At 72.0% G+C, this 18,923-nt stretch carries 16 protein-coding genes; 12 read left to right on the top strand and 4 right to left on the bottom strand.

Going from position 1 to position 18,923, the window contains the following annotated elements:
• The first annotated feature begins 72 nt into the window (after positions 1–72).
• Positions 73–1,395: an MFS transporter gene (locus tag ACFZBD_RS21905; RefSeq protein ID WP_391141850.1), complete on the top strand. Its 1,323-nt coding sequence runs from the start codon at positions 73–75 to the stop codon at positions 1,393–1,395.
• A 145-nt stretch (positions 1,396–1,540) separates the two neighbouring features.
• Here the strand turns inward: ACFZBD_RS21905 and glgX are convergent, their stop codons facing one another.
• Positions 1,541–3,664 carry a glycogen debranching protein GlgX gene (glgX, locus tag ACFZBD_RS21910; RefSeq protein ID WP_391141853.1) on the bottom strand — a complete coding sequence of 708 codons (2,124 nt, stop codon included), beginning with the start codon at positions 3,662–3,664 and terminating at the stop codon, positions 1,541–1,543.
• 137 nt (positions 3,665–3,801) lie between these two features.
• Here glgX and ACFZBD_RS21915 point away from each other — a divergent pair, with 137 nt between their 5' ends.
• From ACFZBD_RS21915 to ACFZBD_RS21930, 4 genes are all read left to right on the top strand, one after another.
• Positions 3,802–4,632 (top strand): Tat pathway signal sequence domain protein, encoded by an 831-nt coding sequence (locus tag ACFZBD_RS21915; RefSeq protein ID WP_391141856.1) that lies wholly within the window; start codon positions 3,802–3,804, stop codon positions 4,630–4,632.
• Between the two features lie 187 nt (positions 4,633–4,819).
• Complete coding sequence (locus ACFZBD_RS21920) at positions 4,820–6,121, top strand: copper amine oxidase (RefSeq protein WP_391141859.1); 1,302 nt, start codon at positions 4,820–4,822, stop codon at positions 6,119–6,121.
• Positions 6,122–6,229: 108 nt separating this feature from the next.
• On the top strand, positions 6,230–7,483 hold the full coding sequence (locus tag ACFZBD_RS21925) for an SAV2148 family HEPN domain-containing protein (protein WP_391141861.1): 1,254 nt from the start codon (positions 6,230–6,232) through the stop codon (positions 7,481–7,483).
• Between the two features lie 97 nt (positions 7,484–7,580).
• On the top strand, positions 7,581–8,303 hold the full coding sequence (locus tag ACFZBD_RS21930) for an exonuclease domain-containing protein (RefSeq protein ID WP_391141863.1): 723 nt from the start codon (positions 7,581–7,583) through the stop codon (positions 8,301–8,303).
• Positions 8,304–8,388: 85 nt separating this feature from the next.
• Here ACFZBD_RS21930 and ACFZBD_RS21935 read toward each other — a convergent pair whose 3' ends face one another.
• Both ACFZBD_RS21935 and ACFZBD_RS21940 read right to left on the bottom strand, forming a co-directional pair.
• Positions 8,389–9,990 (bottom strand): S1 RNA-binding domain-containing protein, encoded by a 1,602-nt coding sequence (locus tag ACFZBD_RS21935; RefSeq protein WP_391141866.1) that lies wholly within the window; start codon positions 9,988–9,990, stop codon positions 8,389–8,391.
• A 57-nt stretch (positions 9,991–10,047) separates the two neighbouring features.
• Positions 10,048–10,911, bottom strand: a complete 864-nt coding sequence (locus tag ACFZBD_RS21940; RefSeq protein ID WP_391141868.1) for a phosphotransferase — start codon at positions 10,909–10,911, stop codon at positions 10,048–10,050.
• Positions 10,912–11,069: 158 nt separating this feature from the next.
• Between ACFZBD_RS21940 and ACFZBD_RS21945 the strand changes: the two genes are divergently transcribed.
• The 7 genes from ACFZBD_RS21945 to ACFZBD_RS21975 all read left to right on the top strand — a co-directional run bounded on the left by ACFZBD_RS21945 (position 11,070) and on the right by ACFZBD_RS21975 (position 18,193).
• Entirely contained in the window at positions 11,070–11,999 is a 930-nt protein-coding gene (locus ACFZBD_RS21945; protein ID WP_391142220.1) for an ABC transporter permease subunit, read from the top strand.
• A gap of 2 nt (positions 12,000–12,001) precedes the next feature.
• Entirely contained in the window at positions 12,002–12,835 is an 834-nt protein-coding gene (locus ACFZBD_RS21950; RefSeq protein ID WP_391142223.1) for an ABC transporter permease subunit, read from the top strand.
• Positions 12,835–14,142 (top strand): extracellular solute-binding protein, encoded by a 1,308-nt coding sequence (locus ACFZBD_RS21955; protein ID WP_391141870.1) that lies wholly within the window; start codon positions 12,835–12,837, stop codon positions 14,140–14,142. Before ACFZBD_RS21950 ends, ACFZBD_RS21955 begins: the two co-directional genes overlap by 1 nt.
• A gap of 41 nt (positions 14,143–14,183) precedes the next feature.
• Complete coding sequence (mgt, locus tag ACFZBD_RS21960; protein WP_391141873.1) at positions 14,184–15,377, top strand: macrolide-inactivating glycosyltransferase; 1,194 nt, start codon at positions 14,184–14,186, stop codon at positions 15,375–15,377.
• A gap of 228 nt (positions 15,378–15,605) precedes the next feature.
• A complete protein-coding gene (locus ACFZBD_RS21965; RefSeq protein WP_391141875.1) occupies positions 15,606–16,808 on the top strand; it encodes a S8 family serine peptidase in 1,203 nt (400 codons plus the stop codon).
• A gap of 73 nt (positions 16,809–16,881) precedes the next feature.
• Positions 16,882–17,436, top strand: a complete 555-nt coding sequence (locus ACFZBD_RS21970; RefSeq protein WP_391141877.1) for a DUF1697 domain-containing protein — start codon at positions 16,882–16,884, stop codon at positions 17,434–17,436.
• Positions 17,437–17,569: 133 nt separating this feature from the next.
• On the top strand, positions 17,570–18,193 hold the full coding sequence (locus tag ACFZBD_RS21975; RefSeq protein WP_391141880.1) for a DsbA family protein: 624 nt from the start codon (positions 17,570–17,572) through the stop codon (positions 18,191–18,193).
• Here the strand turns inward: ACFZBD_RS21975 and ACFZBD_RS21980 are convergent.
• Positions 18,186–18,920: a CbiX/SirB N-terminal domain-containing protein gene (locus ACFZBD_RS21980; protein WP_391141883.1), complete on the bottom strand. Its 735-nt coding sequence runs from the start codon at positions 18,918–18,920 to the stop codon at positions 18,186–18,188. The genes ACFZBD_RS21975 and ACFZBD_RS21980 overlap by 8 nt on opposite strands.
• Positions 18,921–18,923: the final 3 nt, after the last annotated feature.

Raw genomic sequence — 18,923 nt, forward strand, 5'->3', positions numbered from 1 at the left:
CGTACCCCGTTGGGCGGCTTCTGTGTCATCACCCCATGCGCCCGTTCGGGTGTATCGCGTTACGTTCGCGCGATGTTCCGGATGTATCGCCCCATGCTGTCCCTGCTCGGACCGGCCCTGCCGGTCGTCTCGTTCCTCGGCCGGCTGCCGACGGCGATGTGCCAGCTCGGCAGTCTCCTCCTGGTCGCCGAGACGAGCGGTTCGCTGACGACGGCGGGGCTGGCGGGCGGGGCGCTCGCGGCCGGGCAGACGGTCGCGGGCCCGGTCATCGGCCGGCTCGCGGACCGGCGCGGACAGCGGGGAGTCGTGCTCGCGGCCTCCCTCGCCAACGCGGTCCTGGTGACCGCCCTGGTCGTCGCGGCGCTGGGGCGGGCCGGGACCGGCTGGCTGATGCTGCTCGGCGCGCTCGCCGGGGCGAGCGTCCCGCAGGTCGGACCGCTGGCCCGGACCCGCTCGGTGGCCCTGGTGCGGCGCGGCGGCGCGGACGACCGGGCGGTGGGGACGGTGCTGTCCTTCGAGGGCACCCTCGACGAGGTCTCCTTCGTGCTCGGCCCGGCGCTGGTCGGTGTCGCCGCGGCCCTGGCGCACCCGGCGGCGGCGCTGCTGCTCGCCGCCGCCCTGCTGGCGACCTGCGGCACGGCCTTCGCCCTCCACCCGTCGGCGCGGACGGCCGAGGCGGGCCCGGCGAAGGCCCCCGCGCCCGCGGGACCGGCGGCGGAGGAAAGGGCGGCGGCCGGGGGCGCCTCCCGTACGACCGGGACCCGTGCGACCACGACCCGTACGACCAGGACCCGCACCACCACCCGTACGGCCGTCGCCCAACGGAGGCGGTTGCCGGGGGCGGCGTACGCCCTTCGGGTCACGATGGTGCTCCAGGGCGCGATGTTCGGGGCCTCGCAGGCGGGGATCACCGCGCTCACCGAGCAGCTGGGCGCGCCGGCCCAGGCCGGGCTCGTCTATGCCGCGATGGGGGTGATGAGCGCCGCCGTGGGTCTGTCGATGGCGGCCGTTCCGGCCCGGATCGGACCGGCGACCCGCTGGCGCGTCTCCACCGCCGGGCTCGTCCTGCTCTCGGTCCCCCTGCTCTTCGTGGACTCGCTCGGCGCGCTCTACGCGGTCGTGATCGTCCTCGGAGCGGCGTACGCGCCGCACCTGATCACCGTCTTCGCCCTGACCGAGCGGACCGTGCCGGCCGCCCGGCTCGCCGAGTCCATGGCCTTCCTGACGAGCGGCGTCGTCGGGGGCCAGGCCCTCGCCCTCGCCCTCTCGGGCCGGCTCGCGGAGGGCCACGGGGCCCCGGCGGCGTTCGTCGTGGCCGTCCTCGCCGCCGTGCTCTGCGCGGCCTTGTCCTGGACGGTCCGCACCCGCGTCCCATCCTCGCCGGCGGCCTCCTGACGCCCCGCCGGCTCCCGGGAACGCGGCGGGCGGCACCAGCCCCTCCCGACCGGCCGGCTGGCCGTCGCCGCACAGCGAGGCGGGGGCGGCCTCCCGCGCCGCCCCCGCCTCGCCTTCGGCCCCGACCGTCAGGCCCGTCGCCCGGTCACGCCGGGCGGCACAGGACCGTCAGGCTGAGCGGCGCCAGGGTCACCCGTTCGCCCGCCGCCACCTTGGGCCCCTCCTGTGGCGGGATGCCTTCCGGATGGGAGGTGTCGACCACGACCCGCCAGGTCTGGCCGTGATTGACCGGGACCTCGAACTCCAGCTCCTGCGAGGAGGCGTTGAACATCAGCAGGAAGGAGTCGTCGGCGATCCGCTCGCCCTGCGTACCCGGCTCCGAGATGGCGTTGCCGTTCAGGAAGACCGTCAGCGCCTGCGCGTGCGCCGCCTGCCAGTCCCGCGCGGTCATCTCCTCGCCCGTCGGCGTGAACCACGCGATGTCGGTCAGCTCGTCGTGCGTGCCCTCCACCGGCCGCCCGTGGAAGAAGCGGCGGCGCCGGAAGACCGGATGGTCCCGCCGCAGCCGCACCATCGCCCGGGTGAACTCCAGCAGGGTGCCCTCCTCCTCGGCCCCCGGCTCAGGCCAGCGCACCCACGACACTTCGTTGTCCTGGCAGTAGGCGTTGTTGTTGCCGCCCTGCGTCCGCCCGAACTCGTCGCCGTGGCTGAGCATCGGCACGCCCTGCGACAGCATCAGCGTCGCGAGGAAGTTGCGCATCTGGCGGAGGCGCAGCTCCCTGATGCCGATGTCGTCCGTGTCGCCCTCGGCGCCGCAGTTCCAGGACCGGTTGTGGCTCTCCCCGTCCCGGTTGCCCTCGCCGTTCGCCTCGTTGTGCTTCCCGTCGTACGACACGAGGTCGCGCAGCGTGAAGCCGTCGTGGCAGGTCACGAAGTTCACCGAGGCGAGCGGACGCCGGCCGTCGTCCTGGTACAGATCGGACGAGCCGGTGAGCCGGGACGCGAACTCGGCGAGCGTGCGCGGCTCGCCGCGCCACAGGTCCCGTACGCAGTCGCGGTACTTCCCGTTCCACTCGGTCCACAGCGGCGGGAAATTGCCGACCTGGTAGCCGCCCTCGCCCACGTCCCAGGGCTCGGCGATCAGCTTCACCTGGCTGACCACCGGGTCCTGCTGCACCAGGTCGAAGAAGGACGACAGCCGGTCCACCTCGTGGAACTGGCGGGCCAGGGTGGCCGCCAGGTCGAAGCGGAAGCCGTCGACGTGCATCTCCGTGACCCAGTACCGCAGCGAGTCCATGATCATCTGGAGTACGTGCGGGGACCGCATGAGCAGCGAGTTCCCGGTACCGGTGGTGTCGAAGTAGTGCTCGGGCGCGTCGTCCACGAGACGGTAGTACGAGGGGTTGTCCAGGCCCCGGAAGGAGAGCGTCGGGCCCAGGTGATTGCCCTCCGCGGTGTGGTTGTAGACCACGTCGAGGATGACCTCGATCCCGGCCTGGTGCAGCGCCTTGACCGCCGACTTGAACTCCAGGACCTGCTGGCCCCGGTCGCCCCAGGAGGCGTAGGCGTTGTGCGGGGCGAAGAAGCCGATGGTGTTGTAGCCCCAGTAGTTCGCCAGGCCCGAGTCCACCAGCCGGTGGTCGTTGACGAACTGGTGGACCGGCATCAGCTCCAGCGCCGTGACGCCCAGTTCCTTCAGGTGCCCGATGACCGACGGGTGTGCGAGGCCCGCGTACGTGCCGCGCAGCTCCTCCGGAAGCTCCGGATGGAGCATCGTCAGGCCCTTCACATGGGCTTCGTAGATCACCGTGCGGTGGTAGTCGGTCCTCGGGCGCCGGTCGTCGCCCCAGTCGAAGTACGGGTTCACCACGACCGAGGTCATCGTGTGCGGCGCCGAGTCGAGGTCGTTGCGCGAGTCCGGCCGCCCGAAGTGGTAGCCGTACACCGCCTCGCCCCAGTCCACGGAGCCCGAGACCGCACGGGCGTACGGGTCGAGGAGCAGCTTCGCCGCGTTGCAGCGCTGCCCCTGCTCCGGCGCGTACGGACCGTGGACCCGGAATCCGTACCGCTGGCCGGGCATCACGCCCGGCAGATAGGCGTGACGTACGAAGGCGTCCGTCTCGCGCAGCTCGACGGCCGTCTCCGACCCGTCGTCATGGATCAGACACAGCTCGATTCTGTCGGCGGTCTCCGAGAAGACCGCGAAGTTCGTTCCGGCGCCGTCGTAGGTGGCGCCCAGGGGATACGCCTGTCCCGGCCAGACCTGCATAGATAAGACTCTTCCATTCTGATCCGGGTGTGGGGGTGCACTCCGGCCAAATCCTGCCGCAAAGAAGGGCAACCTCCTAGGACTTCGACCCGTCCTACCGGGTGACCGCATGCACGTGGGGGAACAGAGGGGGAAGTGTGTACGAATCAGTGCGCCGCCATCTGGGGAAGGTGGTGGCGGGCACGGCCCTGGCCGTGACGGGGACCGCCGTCATGGTCGGGGTCACCCTGCCGGGAACGGCGGGCGCCGACGACACGCCGAGGGCCGGCATCGCCGGCGAGCGCGGCGGCGGACCGGGGGCCGCGGAGGGCGCGTCGGGCGACGGCGGAGCCGCCCCGGAGCCCGCGACCCTGGCCGTCGCGCCGCCCGAGGGAACGAAGGGGGTGGGCACCGACCCGCTCACCGACGACGAGCTGAAGCGGGCCGAGACGCTGGCGCTGACCCCGCCGGCCCGGGCCGCGCGGCGCGACGTCGAGGGGGCGCGGGGCCCGCAGCACCTGGGCACCGAGCTGGCCGACCCGCGCCCCGAGGAGGCCGACGACCCCGCCGCGCCGCGCCGGGCGGAGGTCCGCTTCTACGACTACGAACGCGACGAGCTGATCACCCGGACCGTCGACCTCGGCACCGGGAAGGTCGAGAGCGCCGCCGCCCAGCGCGGCGTCCAGCCCTCGGCCCACCCCGAGGAGCTGCGCGAGGCCCTGGAGCTCATCCTGAAGAGCCCGCTCGGCAAGGGCGTCCGCGAGGACTACAAGGACGCCACCGGCAAGCCCCTGACCTCGGCCGACCAGCTCTGGTTCAACGGCGACGTCTACCGCCCCTACCGCGAGGCGAAGGTGCCCGCACCGCTCACCGCCTGCGGCGGGCACCGGTGCGTCCGGCTCGTCACCAAGATCCACAACGGGTCCTGGATCGACACCCGGAACCTGATCGTCGACCTCAGCGCCAGGACGGTGACCCGCGTCGGCTGACCGCGCCCCGCGCCGGCCGGCCCCACGCCACGACCCACCCGTCCCACCCGTCCCACCCGCCCCCGCGCCCCGGCGCGGGCCGGCCGCCGTCGGCCCGCCCGCCCCCGGCCCGGGGACGGCGCCGCGCGGATCGACCACTCGCGCGCCCGTCCGCCTTCCGCACTTCCGTACGAGGGAGTTCGTCCTCATGTCCACCCCATCGCTCGCGCGTGCCCGCAGGCACGGCGCCGTGCTCGCCGCGGCCGGTCTGCTCGCCACCGCCACGGCCGCCGCCGGACCGGCGACCGCCGCCACCGCCGCGCCCACCCCGCCCCGGCCCGACTGCTCCGCCGCGTACCGCATCGAGCAGAAGCTCGACGGCGGCACCACCTGGCGCATGTGCTGGCGCTACGACACCGACTCCGGCCTCGTCCTGGACAAGGTCACCTACCAGCCCAAGAGCGCGAGCACGCCCATCCGCGTGCTCAACAGCGCCAAGCTCGCCCAGATCCACGTGCCGTACGACGACGGCAACGCCGAGTACGACGACCTCACCGGCGCCGGATTCGGCTGGGGCCTGCAGAACCTGAAGCCCGCCGAGTGCCCCGGCGGAACCCTCACCAGCGTGAAGGTGCCCGAGGTCGGCAAGGTCAACGGCCTGTGCACCACCACCCGCGCCCGCGGCCACGCCTACCGCATGGCCAACGACCAGGGCACCAAGGTCTGGCAGACCCAGGGCAAGGACCTGCTCGTCTACACCGTGAACAAGGTCGCCTGGTACGAATACATCACCGAATGGCGGTTCTCCTCCGACGGCACGATCGCCGCCAACGTCGGCGCCACCGGCAGCCTCTCGCCCTTCGACTACAACGCCACCGACGGCAAGGGCTGGCCCATCGGACCGGGCGCCCGCTCCTACGCCACCAGCCACGCCCACAACGTCTTCTGGCGGCTCGACTTCGGCCTCGACGGCAGCGTCAAGGACAGGATCGAGCAGTACGACTCCAAGGTCACCGCACCGGGCCCGCAGGGCGGCGGCCCGACCGTGAAGACCACCCGCACCCCCGTCACCAAGGAACTCGCCGGGGACGCGAAGAACATGCGCTGGTGGCGCGTGGTCAGCGCGAACGGCAAGAACAAGGACGGCCACGCCCGCTCGTACGAGATCGTGCCCGGCCCCTCCAACACCCACGCCGGCCGCGGCTTCACCCGGCACGACATCTACTTCACCCAGAGCCGCGCCTGCGAGCAGTTCGCCAGCAACAACATCCTGAACTGCGGCCCCAACGCCCCCGACAGCGTGGACAAGTGGGTCAACGGCGAGACACTGACCGACCCGGCCGTCTGGGTCAACATCGGGTTCCACCACATCGCCCGGGACGAGGACCAGCAGCCGATGCCCGTCCACTGGCAGGGATTCCAGCTCGCGCCCAGGGACGTAACCGCTATGAATCCGCTCACTCCGGCTGATCTCGCCAACCAGAACGGCACTCCCCAACAGGGGAGTTGAGCGAGCAGCCTGACGATCCTGCTGCACCGCCTCCCGCTCCCGGAGTACCCTTCCTTGATCTTGTCGGACTGATCAGACGGGCGTCCAGGAGCAGAAGGCGGTGCGCGGGTGAGCTCGGGAGGTCTGGAGCTGCCCCCAGGTGACGCGGGTCACGAGGGGAGCTCCCCCGACCCCGGCGAAGGGCCGCCCGGAGCGGTCACCGTCGCCAGGCCGATGGAGATCGGGGCGGAGCTGGACTGGGACGCCGACGCGTGGAGCGAGGTGCGCACCCGCGCCCAGCGCGCCGGGCGCGCCTATATCTGGCTGAATCTCGTCGAGCAGCGCCTGCGCGCGGTGGTCGCGGCGGTCCTGCGGCCCGTGTACGAGCCCACGCACGGCGAGGAGTGGGTGGTGGCCGCGGCCGGCCCGGCCGGCCAGGAGTGGGTGCAGCGGGCCGTCGCCGTCCGGGAGGTCTCCCGGCGCAAGGGGTACCTCCTCGACCCGGCCGACGACAACGTCCTCAGCTTCCTCACGCTCCCGCAGCTGCGGGAGCTGATGGTGCAGCACTGGCCCTGCTTCGAGCCGTACTTCGACGACCGGCGCGAGGTCGAACTGGCCCTGGACGAGCTGGAGGTGACGCGCAACGTCGTCTCCCGCAACCGGGCCCTGTCGCTGACCGTGCTCGCCCAGTCCGAGCGCGCCTCCGCCCGGCTCCTGGAGATCCTCGGGAGCGGGGCCGGCGTGCCGTCCGCCGACCGGCTGCCCGTCGACGCGGTCGAGGACCTCGTCGGCGACCGGTACGCCGACGTCGTCTCCGTCCACCCCGACCGGGTCCGGCTCCAGCGGCAGCTGCCGGCCGAGGACCTCTTCGGCGGGGCCCGCCGCCTCGACGCCACCGGCATAGGCCTGAACCTCCTCGTGCAGAACTTCTCCGGTCGCCGGCTGGTCCGCCTGGCCGAGTCCGGCTGCCGCATACGGCTCCTCTTCCTCAACCCGGCCAGCAGCGCCGTGAAGCGGCGCGAGCGCGAACTCGGCCTGAAGAAGGGCGAGCTGAGCCGCTCGGTCGAGATGAACATCCTCCACATGCGGCGGGTCCGCTCCAAGCTGCGCGACCCCGGGGCCTTCCAGATCCACGTCTTCGACGAGACCCCCCGCTTCACCGCGTACCTCGTCGACGGCGACGGGCCGGACGGGGTCGGCGTCGTCCAGTCCTATCTCCGGCGCGCCCGGGGGATGGAGGCGCCGGTCCTCGTGCTGCGCGGGGGAGGGCGGAACGTGGTGCGCTCCGGACGCCAGGACGGCCGGGACGGCGACAACGGACTTTTCGAGACGTACCGGGAGGAGTTCGAGTCGGTGTGGCTCGACTCCCGTCCGGTCTCCTGAGCGCTCCCGGGCGCTCCGCGGCCTGGACCGGGGGCGTTGTCAGTGGCGCGTGCGAGGGTGTTCAGCACCACGGGGGAGATCACGTAAGGAGGTCCCGATGGCTTGGCACGGGGAAACGCTGGTCGGCTTCGACCTGGAGACGACCGGGACGGAACCGCTGGAGGCGCGGATCGTGACGGCGTCGGTCGTCGGCGTCCACGGCGGACGGGTGGTGCGGCAGCGGGACTGGCTGGCCGACCCCGGGATCCGCATCCCGGCCCAGGCCTCGGCGATCCACGGCATCAGCAGCGAGCGCGCGGCGGCCGAGGGTCGCCCGGTGCGCGAGGTGGCGGACGAGATCGCCGAGACGCTGACGGGGTACTGGGCGCGGGGCGTCCCGGTCGTCGCGTACAACGCGGCCTTCGACCTGACCCTGCTCTCCGCCGAACTGCGCCGCCACGGCCTGCCCTCGCTGGGCGACCGACTGGGCGGCGCCGCCACCGGCCCGGTCATCGACCCGTACACCATCGACCGCGCCGTCGACCGGTACCGCCGGGGGAAGCGAACGCTGGAAGCGGTCTGCGGGGAGTACGGCGTGGTCCTGGAAGCGGCCCACCAGGCGGCCGCCGACGCCCTGGCCGCCGTGCGGGTCGCGATCGCGATAGCCGACCGGCACGCGTCGGTGGCCGCGTTGAGCCCCGCCGAGCTGCATGAGCGTCAGATCGACTGGTACCGCGCCTGGGCGGAGGACTTCCAGACCTTCCTCCGCCGCAAGGGCACCCCGGACGCGACCGTCGACCCGTCCTGGCCCCTGCGGGAGCCGGCACCGGCGCCGCACTGACGGGCGCGCGCACGCGCCGGCGTCGCCCTGGAGGTGGTCCCGGCTCCGCATTGGGGGCGGTGCCGGGAGGCGGCGTCCGCACCGGTCAGCGCTCTCCGGAGGCGAGCGCCTGTCGGTGGGAGAGAGTGATCCGACGCCGCGAAGGGTCGACCTCCACTATTTTCACCGTGAGGGCGTCTCCGACCTGGACCACGTCCTCGGGCCGCACCGCGTGTCCGTCGGCCAGCTCGGTGAGGTGCACCAGGCCTTCGAGGCCGTCCTCTCTGTCCTCGATACGGACGAAGGCGCCGAACGGTACGAGTTTGGTCACGACGCCGTTCGTGATCTGGCCGACCTGCCGTACGAACGATGGCATCGGGTCCTTGTGCAATGCCTTCAGGGACAGCACCACGCGCTCGCGCACCAGGTCGACATCGAGGATCTCGGCCGAGATCTCCTGGCCGATGGCGACGATGTCCGAGGGGTGCTCGAAAGGGCGCCAGGACAGTTCGGGAATGTTGATCATCGCGGTGAAGCCGCCGATGTCCACGAAGGTCACGCCGAAGTCGGCGATCTCCGTGACCGTGCCCGTGCAGATCTGTCCACGATGGAGCGTCTTCAGGAAGGCCCAGTTCCGGTCGCTCGGTGTCGACTCGGTCCTCCACCGCGCGCGCAGGACGCCGTCGCTGTCGGGCAGGACCGCGGTGAACAGCGGGTGACGTTCGTCGAGAGCCCAGGGCAGGGCCATGGCGGCGCGGGCGCCTGCCACGTGAGCGGCCAGTTGCCGGTACTCGGAGTCGTCGGCCAGCGCGCTGGAGAGGACCCCGTCCTCGTCTTCCCATACGAATTCCACCGTACCCTCGTCGGGAAGCGATGCGAGGACCGCGTCGACATCGGTGGAGAGGTCAGGCCAGACGGTCAACTGGGCACGGGGGGCGAGTCGGCCGCGCACCGCGTCGAGAGTGTGCTCGGTGAGGCGGTGCCAGCGGGAGGCATTGTGCAGGTACCCCTCCTCCAGCAGCACCGCGTGCCGCATGGCGACGGACCAGCGCAGACGGGCCCAGAAGTCCTCATCGGCAGGCCGCTGCACGCCGGGTTCGTCGAAGTCCCCCTCATAGGGCGAGGCTTGCAGCCGCTCGGGGAAGAGACCGAGAGCCCGGGTGCGGGCCATGGCGCGCTCGCACGCCTTGTCGCTGCTGACGTAGACGTACTGATCCCAATCGACCTGCACGTCGAACCTGTCCTCCACCGCAAGACGGCACCAGGCACCGTGGTCGCGGAGCATCCCCCTGACCAGCTCCAGGCCGATAGGAACGGTCACCTCCGCCCCGTCGTGGAATCCGGCGAGGTCGGGCGGGAAAAGCCCGGCAAGGCCGTAGCCATCGATCGTCGGTTCCCGACCGAAGTGAACATGACCGGGGAGCCCCGGCTCACGAATGGCCAGTCGGTCGACGCCGGTGTCCTCGGCGAAGGCGGCAACTGCTTCCAGATACGCGGCCTCGACCGGTCCGTGGTCGCTGGTCGAGTCCTCGGCGCCGATGTAGCCGCCGTGCTCGTCGCGGTCGGCGGGGTCGTACTTGGTGATGCGGTAGACGAAGGACGGCACACTGCTCCCCGTGGTTGTCGGCGACGCCCGCTCCGCGGCCGATGCCGTGACCGGGAGCGCAGGGCGGGAGAGCCGGCGCATCGCCGCTACGAGGATGACCATCGGGATCACCTTCCGCAACCGGGATTCCACGCCGCATCGGGCCGCATCGACCAGGGATCAGAGCGGGTACCACCGGACCTCGGGGTCGTCGTCGCGGAGGGAGGAGACGCGGCGTTCGAATTCGGTCAGGGCCTTCGGGTTCGTCGGGGCGTGTTGGGCCACCCATGCGCAGCTCGCCGTCTCGCGGGCTCCGCGCAGGACCGCGCAGCCCTCCCAGGTGCGGACGTCCCAGCCGTAGGCGTCGGTGAACGCGTCGTAGGCCGCCGGGTCGAGCCCGTAGCGGTCGCGGGAGAGGGCGAGGACCACCAGGTCGTGCTCGCGCAGGTCGGAGGAGAAGGTCTCCAGGTCGACCAGGACGGGGCCGTCGGGGCCGACGTGGACGTTGCGGGGCAGCGCGTCGCCGTGGATCGGGCCGGGGGTGAGGTGGGGGGTGAGCGCGGCCGCCGCCGGGGCGAAGGAGTCGCGGCGGTCCCGCAGGAAGGCCGCGTCGGCCGGGTCGATCGCGTCGCCGGCGAGCCGCAGCCACCGCTCGACCCCGCCGAGCAGTTCACGGCGGGGGAGGGTGAACTCCGTGGGCTCCGCGAGGGCGTGGATCCGGCGGAGCAGCGGGGCCAGGTCCCGGGGCTCGGCGGGCCGTACGGCCTCGGGCAGCCGGTGCCAGAGGGTGACCGGGTGGCCGTCCACCAGGAGCGGCTTCGGTTCCGCCGCCCGTACCGCCGGGACGTCCGCCTCCGCCAGCCAGTCGGCGAGCGCCAGCTCCCGCTCGGCGCGGGGCAGCAGCTCGGCGTCCCGGCCGATCTTGACCGCCCGGTCGCCCGCCGCGAAGACCGCGTTCTCGCCCAGCGCGAGCAGCGACGCCTCCGACTCCCGGGACGGCAGTCCCGCGGCGGCCAGGATCTCCCGTGCCCGCGCCTCGTCCATGCGTCTCTCCGTCTCTCTCCGATGCGTGTGCGAATCAGCCAAAGTCTCCCATCGACGCAGGTTGCCTTGACGAACCCACGGCCCGTCAGGAGCATGACGGGGCCCGTTGCAACGTTGCACATGCCGTAGACGTCCTCCGAGGGGTTTCCTCTGTGAGTGTGGTGACCGCGCCGAAGCGGTCCGGCCGACCGGCGCCCGCCGGCCGGGGACCGGACCGGAGGCAGGGGCCCGGCGCCTGGTTCCTGGTGCTGCCGGCCCTGATCCCGATCCTGGTCCTGAGCGTCGGCCCGCTGCTCTACGGCATCGCGCTCGCCTTCACGGACGCCCAGTCCGGCCGCACCCAGCCCACCCAGTGGGTGGGCACCCTCAACTTCCGGGACCTGCTGCACGACACGCTCTTCTGGGACTCGTTCCGGATCGGCCTCGTGTGGGCCGTCGGCGTCACCGTCCCGCAGTTCCTGCTCGCCCTCGGTCTGGCGCTGCTCCTCAACCAGAACCTCCGCTTCCGCTGGCTCGCCCGAGCGCTCGCGATCATCCCCTGGGCCATGCCCGAGGTCGTCGTCGGCATCATGTGGCGGCTGGTCTACAACCCCGACGCGGGCATCCTCAACGAGACCATCCGCGACCTGGGCCTCGGGGAGGGGCGCGACTGGCTCACCGGGCTCGCGACCGCGCTGCCCGCCGTGATCGTCGTCGGGGTCTGGGCCGGGATGCCCCAGACCACGGTCGCCCTGCTCGCCGGGCTCCAGAACACCCCGCACGAACTCCACGAGGCCGCGGCCCTCGACGGCGCGGGCGCCTGGCGCCGCTTCCGTACCGTCACCTGGCCCGCCCTGCGGCCCGTCGCCCTCGCCATCACGGCGCTCAACTTCATCTGGAACTTCAACTCCTTCGCCCTGGTCTACGTCCTGACCAACGGCGGTCCCGGCGGCCGCACCCGGCTGCCGATGCTCTTCGCGTACGAAGAGGCGTTCCGCTACGGACAGTTCGGCTACGCCGCCGCGATGGGCTGCGTGATGGTCGCCGTCATCTCCGTGCTCCTCGCCCTCTATCTCGTCGGACGGCTGAAGGGGGACCAGGACCGGTGAGCATCCGTACCGGCAAGCCCGCGCGGGCCGGACAGTACCTCGCGCTTCTCGCCTATCTCGTCTTCCTCGCCTTCCCGTTCCTCTGGCTGATCTCCACCGCCTTCAAGCCCGCCCCCGAGCTGGCCTCGCTCCACCCCACCTGGATCCCCGAGGACCCCACCCTCGCCAACTTCCGGCAGGCCTTCGACGAACAGCCGCTGCTCCGGGCCGCCGGGAACAGCCTGATCGCCGCCTTCTCCGCCGCCCTGATCGCCGTCGTCATCGCCACCCCCATGGCCTATGTCATGGCCCGGCACCGGGGCCGGCTCACCACCGCCGCCACCGGCTGGGTCGTGGTCAGCCAGGCGTTCCCCTTCGTCCTCGTGATCATCCCGCTCTTCCTCGTCCTCAAGAACCTCCACCTGATCAACAGCCTCGCCGGGCTGGTCATGGTCTACGTCGTCTGGTCGCTGCCGTTCGCGCTGTGGATGCTGGTGGGGTACGTCCGGGCCGTCCCGGCCGAGCTGGAGGAGGCCGCCGCCGTCGACGGCGCGGGCAGGCTCCGGATCCTCGTCTCGGTCACCGCCCCGCTGCTCGCCCCCGGCATCGTCGCCACCGCGCTCTTCGCCTTCATCACCGCGTGGAACGAGTTCTTCTTCGCGCTCGTCCTGCTCAAGACCCCGGAGAAGCAGACCTTGCCGGTCGTCCTCACCCATTTCCTCGGCGCCGAGGGCGTCGCCGACCTCGGCCCGCTGGCCGCGGCCGCCTTCCTCGCCACCCTCCCCTCGCTCGTCGTCTTCGCGGTCATCCAGAAACGGATCACCGGCGGCATGCTCACCGGGGCGGTGAAGTCCTGATGCGCCCGCCCCGCTCGCTCACCGCCGTGACGGCCGTGACCGCCGTGCTGGCCCTGCTGCTCACGGGCTGCGCCGGGGACGGCGAGAGGGAGGACGGGAAGGTACGGCTCCGGTTCCAGTCCCTCGCCTGGCAGCAGGAGTCCGTCGACGCCAACAAGGAGCTGGTGGCGGAGTGGAACGCCGCCCACCCCGACATCCAGGTCGACTACGTCCAGGGCAGCTGGGACTCCGTCCACGACCAGCTCCTCACCTCCTTCGAGGGAGGCGAAGCGCCCGACATCATCCACGACGCCTCCGACGACCTGGCCGACTTCGCCTACGGCGGCTACCTCGCCGATCTGACCGGCCTCCTCCCCGCCCGGCTGCGCGCCGACATCCCCGCGCACAGCTGGCGGACGACGACCTTCGGCAAGGGGGTCTACGGCGTGCCGTTCCTCCAGGAACCGCGCATGATCATGGCGAACAAGAAGATCCTGGAGTCCTCCGGCGTCCGCATCCCCACCCCGGAGCGGCCGTGGAGCTGGGCGGAGTTCCGGCAGGTCGCCAAGGAGCTGACGGCGCGCATGGGCGAGGGGAGGTACGCGGTCGCCTGGCCGCTCAAGGAGCCGGTCTCCGTCAGTCTCAACCTGGGTCTCTCGGCCGGCGGGCAGCTCTTCCACCGGGGCGCGGACGGCAAGGTCACCGTCCGCTTCACCGAGGCCGACGGCGTCGTGCCGGGCACCATCCACGACCAGGTCGACGTCGACGGCACCGCCTCGCGCTCCACGCTCGGCTCGGGCGGCTCGGACACCCTGCCGGGCTTCTTCGGCGGCAAGTACGCGATGGTCCCGCTGGGGTTCTCGTACCGGCAGCAGATCACCCAGCAGGCGCCGAAGGGCTTCGAGTGGATCGTGCTGCCCGCGCCGGCAGGGGAGGACGGGCTCGCGCAGGGGGTGAGCCCGCAGACGCTCTCCATCGCCGAGGAGAGCCCCCACAAGAAGGAGGCGGCGCTCTTCCTCGACTTCTTCCTCCGGCCGGCGAACATGGTCCGCCTCGCGCGGGGCGACTGGATGCTGCCCACCGGCACGGCGGCCCTCGCCGACCCCTCCCTGCACACGGCGAAGGACGGCTGGGCGACCGGCGCGGCGGTGGCCCGGCAGCTGCGGCCGGCGCCGGCGCAGTCGGTGCGGGGCTACGCCGAGTGGAAGGACAAGGTGGCGACGCCGGCGTTCCAGGAGTACTACAGCGGGGCGATCGACGCCGACGAGCTGCGCGCAAGGCTGGAGGAGGACGGCAACCTGGTGCTCGCCCGCTACCAGCGCGACTGAAATGACTGGACGAGACGTCTCGTCTCGCGTACGGTTCGGGCATGACCACCACGCCGCGCGCCCATATCGCCATGTTCTCCATCGCCGCACACGGACATGTGAATCCGAGCCTGGAGGTGATCCGGGAACTCGTCGCCCGTGGCCACCGCGTCAGCTACGCCATCCCCGCCTCCTTCGCCGAGAAGGTGGCCGCGACCGGGGCCACCCCCGTCGTCTACACCTCCACCCTGCCCACCGACGACGACCCCGAGGCCTGGGGGACGGAGCTGATCGACAACATCGAGCCGTTCCTCGACGACGCCGTCCAGGCGCTGCCCCAGCTCGCCGACGCCTTCGACGCCGACCGGCCCGACCTGGTGCTGCACGACATCACCGCGTACCCCGCGCCGGTCCTCGCACACCGCTGGGGCGTGCCGGCGGTCGCACTCTGGCCGAATCTCGTTCCCTGGGAGGGGTACGAGGAAGAGGTCGCCGAGCCCATGTTCGCCGCGCTCAAGACCTCCGAGCGGGGCAAGGCGTACTACGCGCGGTTCACGTCCTGGCTCACCGAGCACGGCGTGGAGACCCACCCCGACCGGCTCATCGCCCGCCCCCGCCGGGCCCTCGTCCTCATCCCGCGCGCGCTCCAGCCGAACGCCGACCGGGTCGACGAGTCCGTCTTCACCTTCGTCGGGGCCTGCCAGGGTGAGCGGGCGGACCAGGGGGAGTGGCAGCGGCCGGCCGGGGCGGAGAAGGTGCTCCTGGTCTCCCTGGGCTCCGCCTTCACCAAACAGCCGGACTTCTACCGCGCCTGCGCCGAGGCCTTCGCCGACCTCCCCGAGTGGCATGTCGTGCTGCAGATCGGGAAGTTCGTCGACCCCGCGGAGCTCGGCCCGCTGCCCGCCCACGTCGAGGCCCGGTCCTGGGTGCCGCAACTGGCCATCCTGAAGCAGGCGGACGCGTTCATCACCCACGCCGGCGCCGGCGGCAGCCAGGAGGGACTGGCCACGGCGACCCCGATGGTCGCGGTGCCGCAGGCTGTCGACCAGTTCGGCAACGCCGACATGCTCCAGTCGCTCGGGGTGGCCCGGCACCTGCCGATGGAGGAGGCGACGGCGGAGCGCCTGCGCGAGGCCGTCCTGGCCCTGACCGGGGATCCCGAGGTGGCCCGGCGCGGCAAGGAGAGCCAGGAGCGGATGGCGAAGGAGGGCGGCACGGCCCGGGCCGCGGACCTCATCGAGGCCGAACTCCACTGACGGACAGCGGTGATGAAGGCCCCCGGGACCCCCGGGGGCCTTGCGCATGGTCCCTTTCATGGGAGTATGCGTGATTTGTTATTAAGAAAGCTTGTTGAATAAGTCATAGGTGTGTGAAGGCCCTTTGATTTGCACTCGTCAATCGGTCAGGGTTTCGAGCACAGCTACCGGAGAGTTTCGCTCCAGTGGCCCAACCCCCCACAAATGCTGACGAGGAGACCCCTCTTCATGGCTACACACAAGCGAGTTCGCCGGACGAAGCTCATCGTCGTCGCCACCGCGATAGCGGCCGCGACCGGAGTCACCGCCCTCACCACCCCGTTCGCCGGCGCGGCCACCGCGCCCGCCGAAGGAACCGTCCACGGACTCGGAGCCGAAGGCGCGGTCGCCGGAAGCTACGTCGTCCTGCTGGACGAGAACGCCGACAAGGGGAAGCTCGCCGAGGAGTACGGCGGCACCCTGCGCCGCAGCTACGACTCGGCCGTCAACGGCTTCTCGGTCAACGGCATGTCGGAGACCGAGGCCAAGCGCCTCGCCGCCGACCCGGCCGTCGCCAAGGTCGTGCAGAACAAGAAGTTCACCATCAACGCCACCCAGGCCGACCCGCCCTCCTGGGGCCTCGACCGGGTCGACCAGGCCGACACCGCCGGGGACGCGAAGTACACCTACCCCGACAAGGCCGGCGAGGGCGTCACCGCGTACGTCATCGACACCGGAGTCCGCGTCACGCACAAGGACTTCGAGGGCCGCGCGGCCGACGGCTTCGACGCCATCGACAACGACAACACCGCGCAGGACGGCAACGGCCACGGCACCCACGTGGCCGGCACCCTCGCGGGCGCCACCTACGGCGTCGCGAAGAAGGCGAAGATCGTCGCCGTCCGCGTCCTCGACGACAACGGCTCCGGCACCACCGAGCAGGTCGTCGCCGGCATCGACTGGGTCACCGAGAACCACCAGGGCCCCTCCGTCGCCAACATGAGCCTGGGCGGCGGCGCCGACCCGGCTCTCGACGAGGCCGTCAAGAAGGCCATCGCCGCCGGCGTCACCTTCGGCGTCGCCGCCGGCAACGAATCCTCCGACGCCGGCCAGGGCTCCCCCTCCCGCGTCCAGGAAGCCCTCACGGTGGCCTCCTCCACCAAGAACGACGAGCAGTCCGACTTCTCCAACTTCGGCGCGGTCGTGGACCTCTACGCCCCGGGCTCCGACATCGCCTCGGCCTGGAACGACAGCGACACCGGTACGAAGACCATCTCCGGCACCTCGATGGCGACCCCGCACGTGGTCGGTGCCGCCGCCGTCTACCTCGCCGGACACCCCGACGCCACCCCGGACCAGGTCGCCCAGGCCCTGGTCGGCGGCGCCACCGCCGACAAGATCACCAACCCCAGCCAGGGCACCGCCAACAAGCTGCTCAAGATCGTCGAGTAGCGGCCCCCTTCGCCTGGCCGACGGCCGCCGCGCCCTCCCCCACGGGGCGCGACGGCCGTCCTATCGTGTGACCATGACGACGACCCACGCCGCCCTGCTGCGCGGCATCAACGTGAGCGGCCACCGCAAAGTCCCCATGGCGCAGCTCCGTTCGCTCCTCGAAGAGCTCGGCCACCGGGACGTCCGGACCTATCTGCAGAGCGGCAACGCCGTCTTCACCACCGACGCCGACGACCAGGACGAGGAGACGCTCCGGCAGTCCCTCGAAGCCGCCGTCGAGCAGCACTTCGGCTTCCACGTCGACTGCCTGGTGCGCGACGCGGAGTACCTCGCGGCCGTGGCCGACGCCTGCCCGTTCCCCGCCGCCGAGCTGGAGGGCAGACAGCTCCACGCCACCTACTTCTCCGCACCCGTCGCACCCGAGCGGCTCGCCGGGATCGACCAGGCCGCCTTCCTCCCCGAGGAGTTCCGGCTCGGCGACCGCGTCCTCTACCTCTACGCGCCCGACGGCCTCGGCAGGTCCAAGCTCGCCGAGGCGCTGTCCCGGCCCGGCCTCACCAAGGGCATCGTCGCCACCACCCGCAACTGGAACACCGTCGTGAAACTGGTCGAGATGACCCGCGCCTGAGCGCCGCACCCCGCCCGGCCCTCCTGCTCACGCGGAGCGCCCGGCCCGCACCCACGCCGGATCGAATGGCCCAGTTGACGGAGTCGCGACCGGCCCGCCGCTCCGGCGGGCCCGTTGGCTAGGCTCACGCTCCATGACGACCGAGACGCAGCCCAGGACCGCCGTCGACTTCTACTTCGACCCCGCCTGCCCCTTCGCCTGGATCGCCTCCCGCTGGATGCTGGAGGTCGAGCGGCACCGCGACATCGACCTGCGGTTCCGGGTGATGAGCCTGTACTTCCACAACGTCGGCAACGACCTGCCCGACTGGTACCGGGAACTCGTCGACAAGTCGATCGGCCCCGTCCGGGTCGCCGTCGCGGCGGCGGAGAAGCACGGCGAGGAGGTCCTGCGCCCGCTCTACACCGCGTACGGCACCCGCATCCACAACGAGAAGCAGTCCGACTTCGACGCCGTCATCGCCGAATCCCTCGCCGAGGCCGGGCTGCCGGCCGAGCTGGCCGCCGCCGCGCACGACGAGAGGTACGACGAGGCGGTCCGCCGCAGCCACGACGCCGGCAAGGACCCGGAGGTGGACGGCTACGTCGGCACGCCGACGCTCCACCTCGACGGCACGGTCTGGTTCGGTCCCGTCCTGCGGGCCGTCCCGCGCGGCGAGAAGGCGGCCGAGCTGTTCGACAGCTTCCGCGTGCTGGCCGGCCACCCCGACCTGTTCGAGCTCAAGCGGCCCCGCACCGGCGGCCTGGACTTCAGCTGACCGCCGTCAGCGCGGCCGCGGTCCGCGCCTCGTCGTAGCGGGCGGTCAGCAGCCGCGCCAGCTCCGGCGAGGGACCCAGGACACCGGCGAGGACGTCCGCCTCCGCCGCGCCCGCCGCGATGCGGTCCGGGAGCCGGCCCGGCGCGATGACGTACGGCGCCACCGCCACCCGGCGCACACCGTCGGCGCGCATCGCGCGGACCGCGTCCTCGGTCCTCGGAAGGGATGCGGAGGCGAACGCAGGCCGCACGGAGCACCAACCGGTGCGCCGCAGCTCCCGCGCCGTTTCTGCGATCACTGCGATCGCCTCCGGGTCTGAGGAGCCCGCCGAGGCCAGGACGACCCCGGTCGTGCTCTTGTCGGCGGGCCCGAGGCCCGCCTCGTACAGCCGTCGCTCCACCGCCGAGACCAGCAGCGGCGACGGTCCGAGGACCTCCGCCTGCCGGATCCGCAGCGAGGCGGGCGCCTGGCGCAGGACGGCGGGGATGTCGGCCTTCGCGTGGAAGGCCCGGGTCAGCAGCAGCGGCAGCGCCACCACGTCCCGTACCCCCTCGGCGGCCAGGGTCTGGAGCATCCCGGGCACCGAGGGGAGGTTGAAGTCCAGGAACGCCGTCTCCACCCGCAGCCCCGGCCGCAGAGACCGCACGCGGCGCGTCAGCGCGTGCACGGTCGCGGCGTGCCGCGGATCGCGGCTGCCGTGGGCGACGACGAGCAGGACGGGGTTCATGGG

It is taken from the genome of Streptomyces sp. NPDC008121, from assembly GCF_042957155.1.
In the GTDB taxonomy this organism is placed as follows: domain Bacteria; phylum Actinomycetota; class Actinomycetes; order Streptomycetales; family Streptomycetaceae; genus Streptomyces.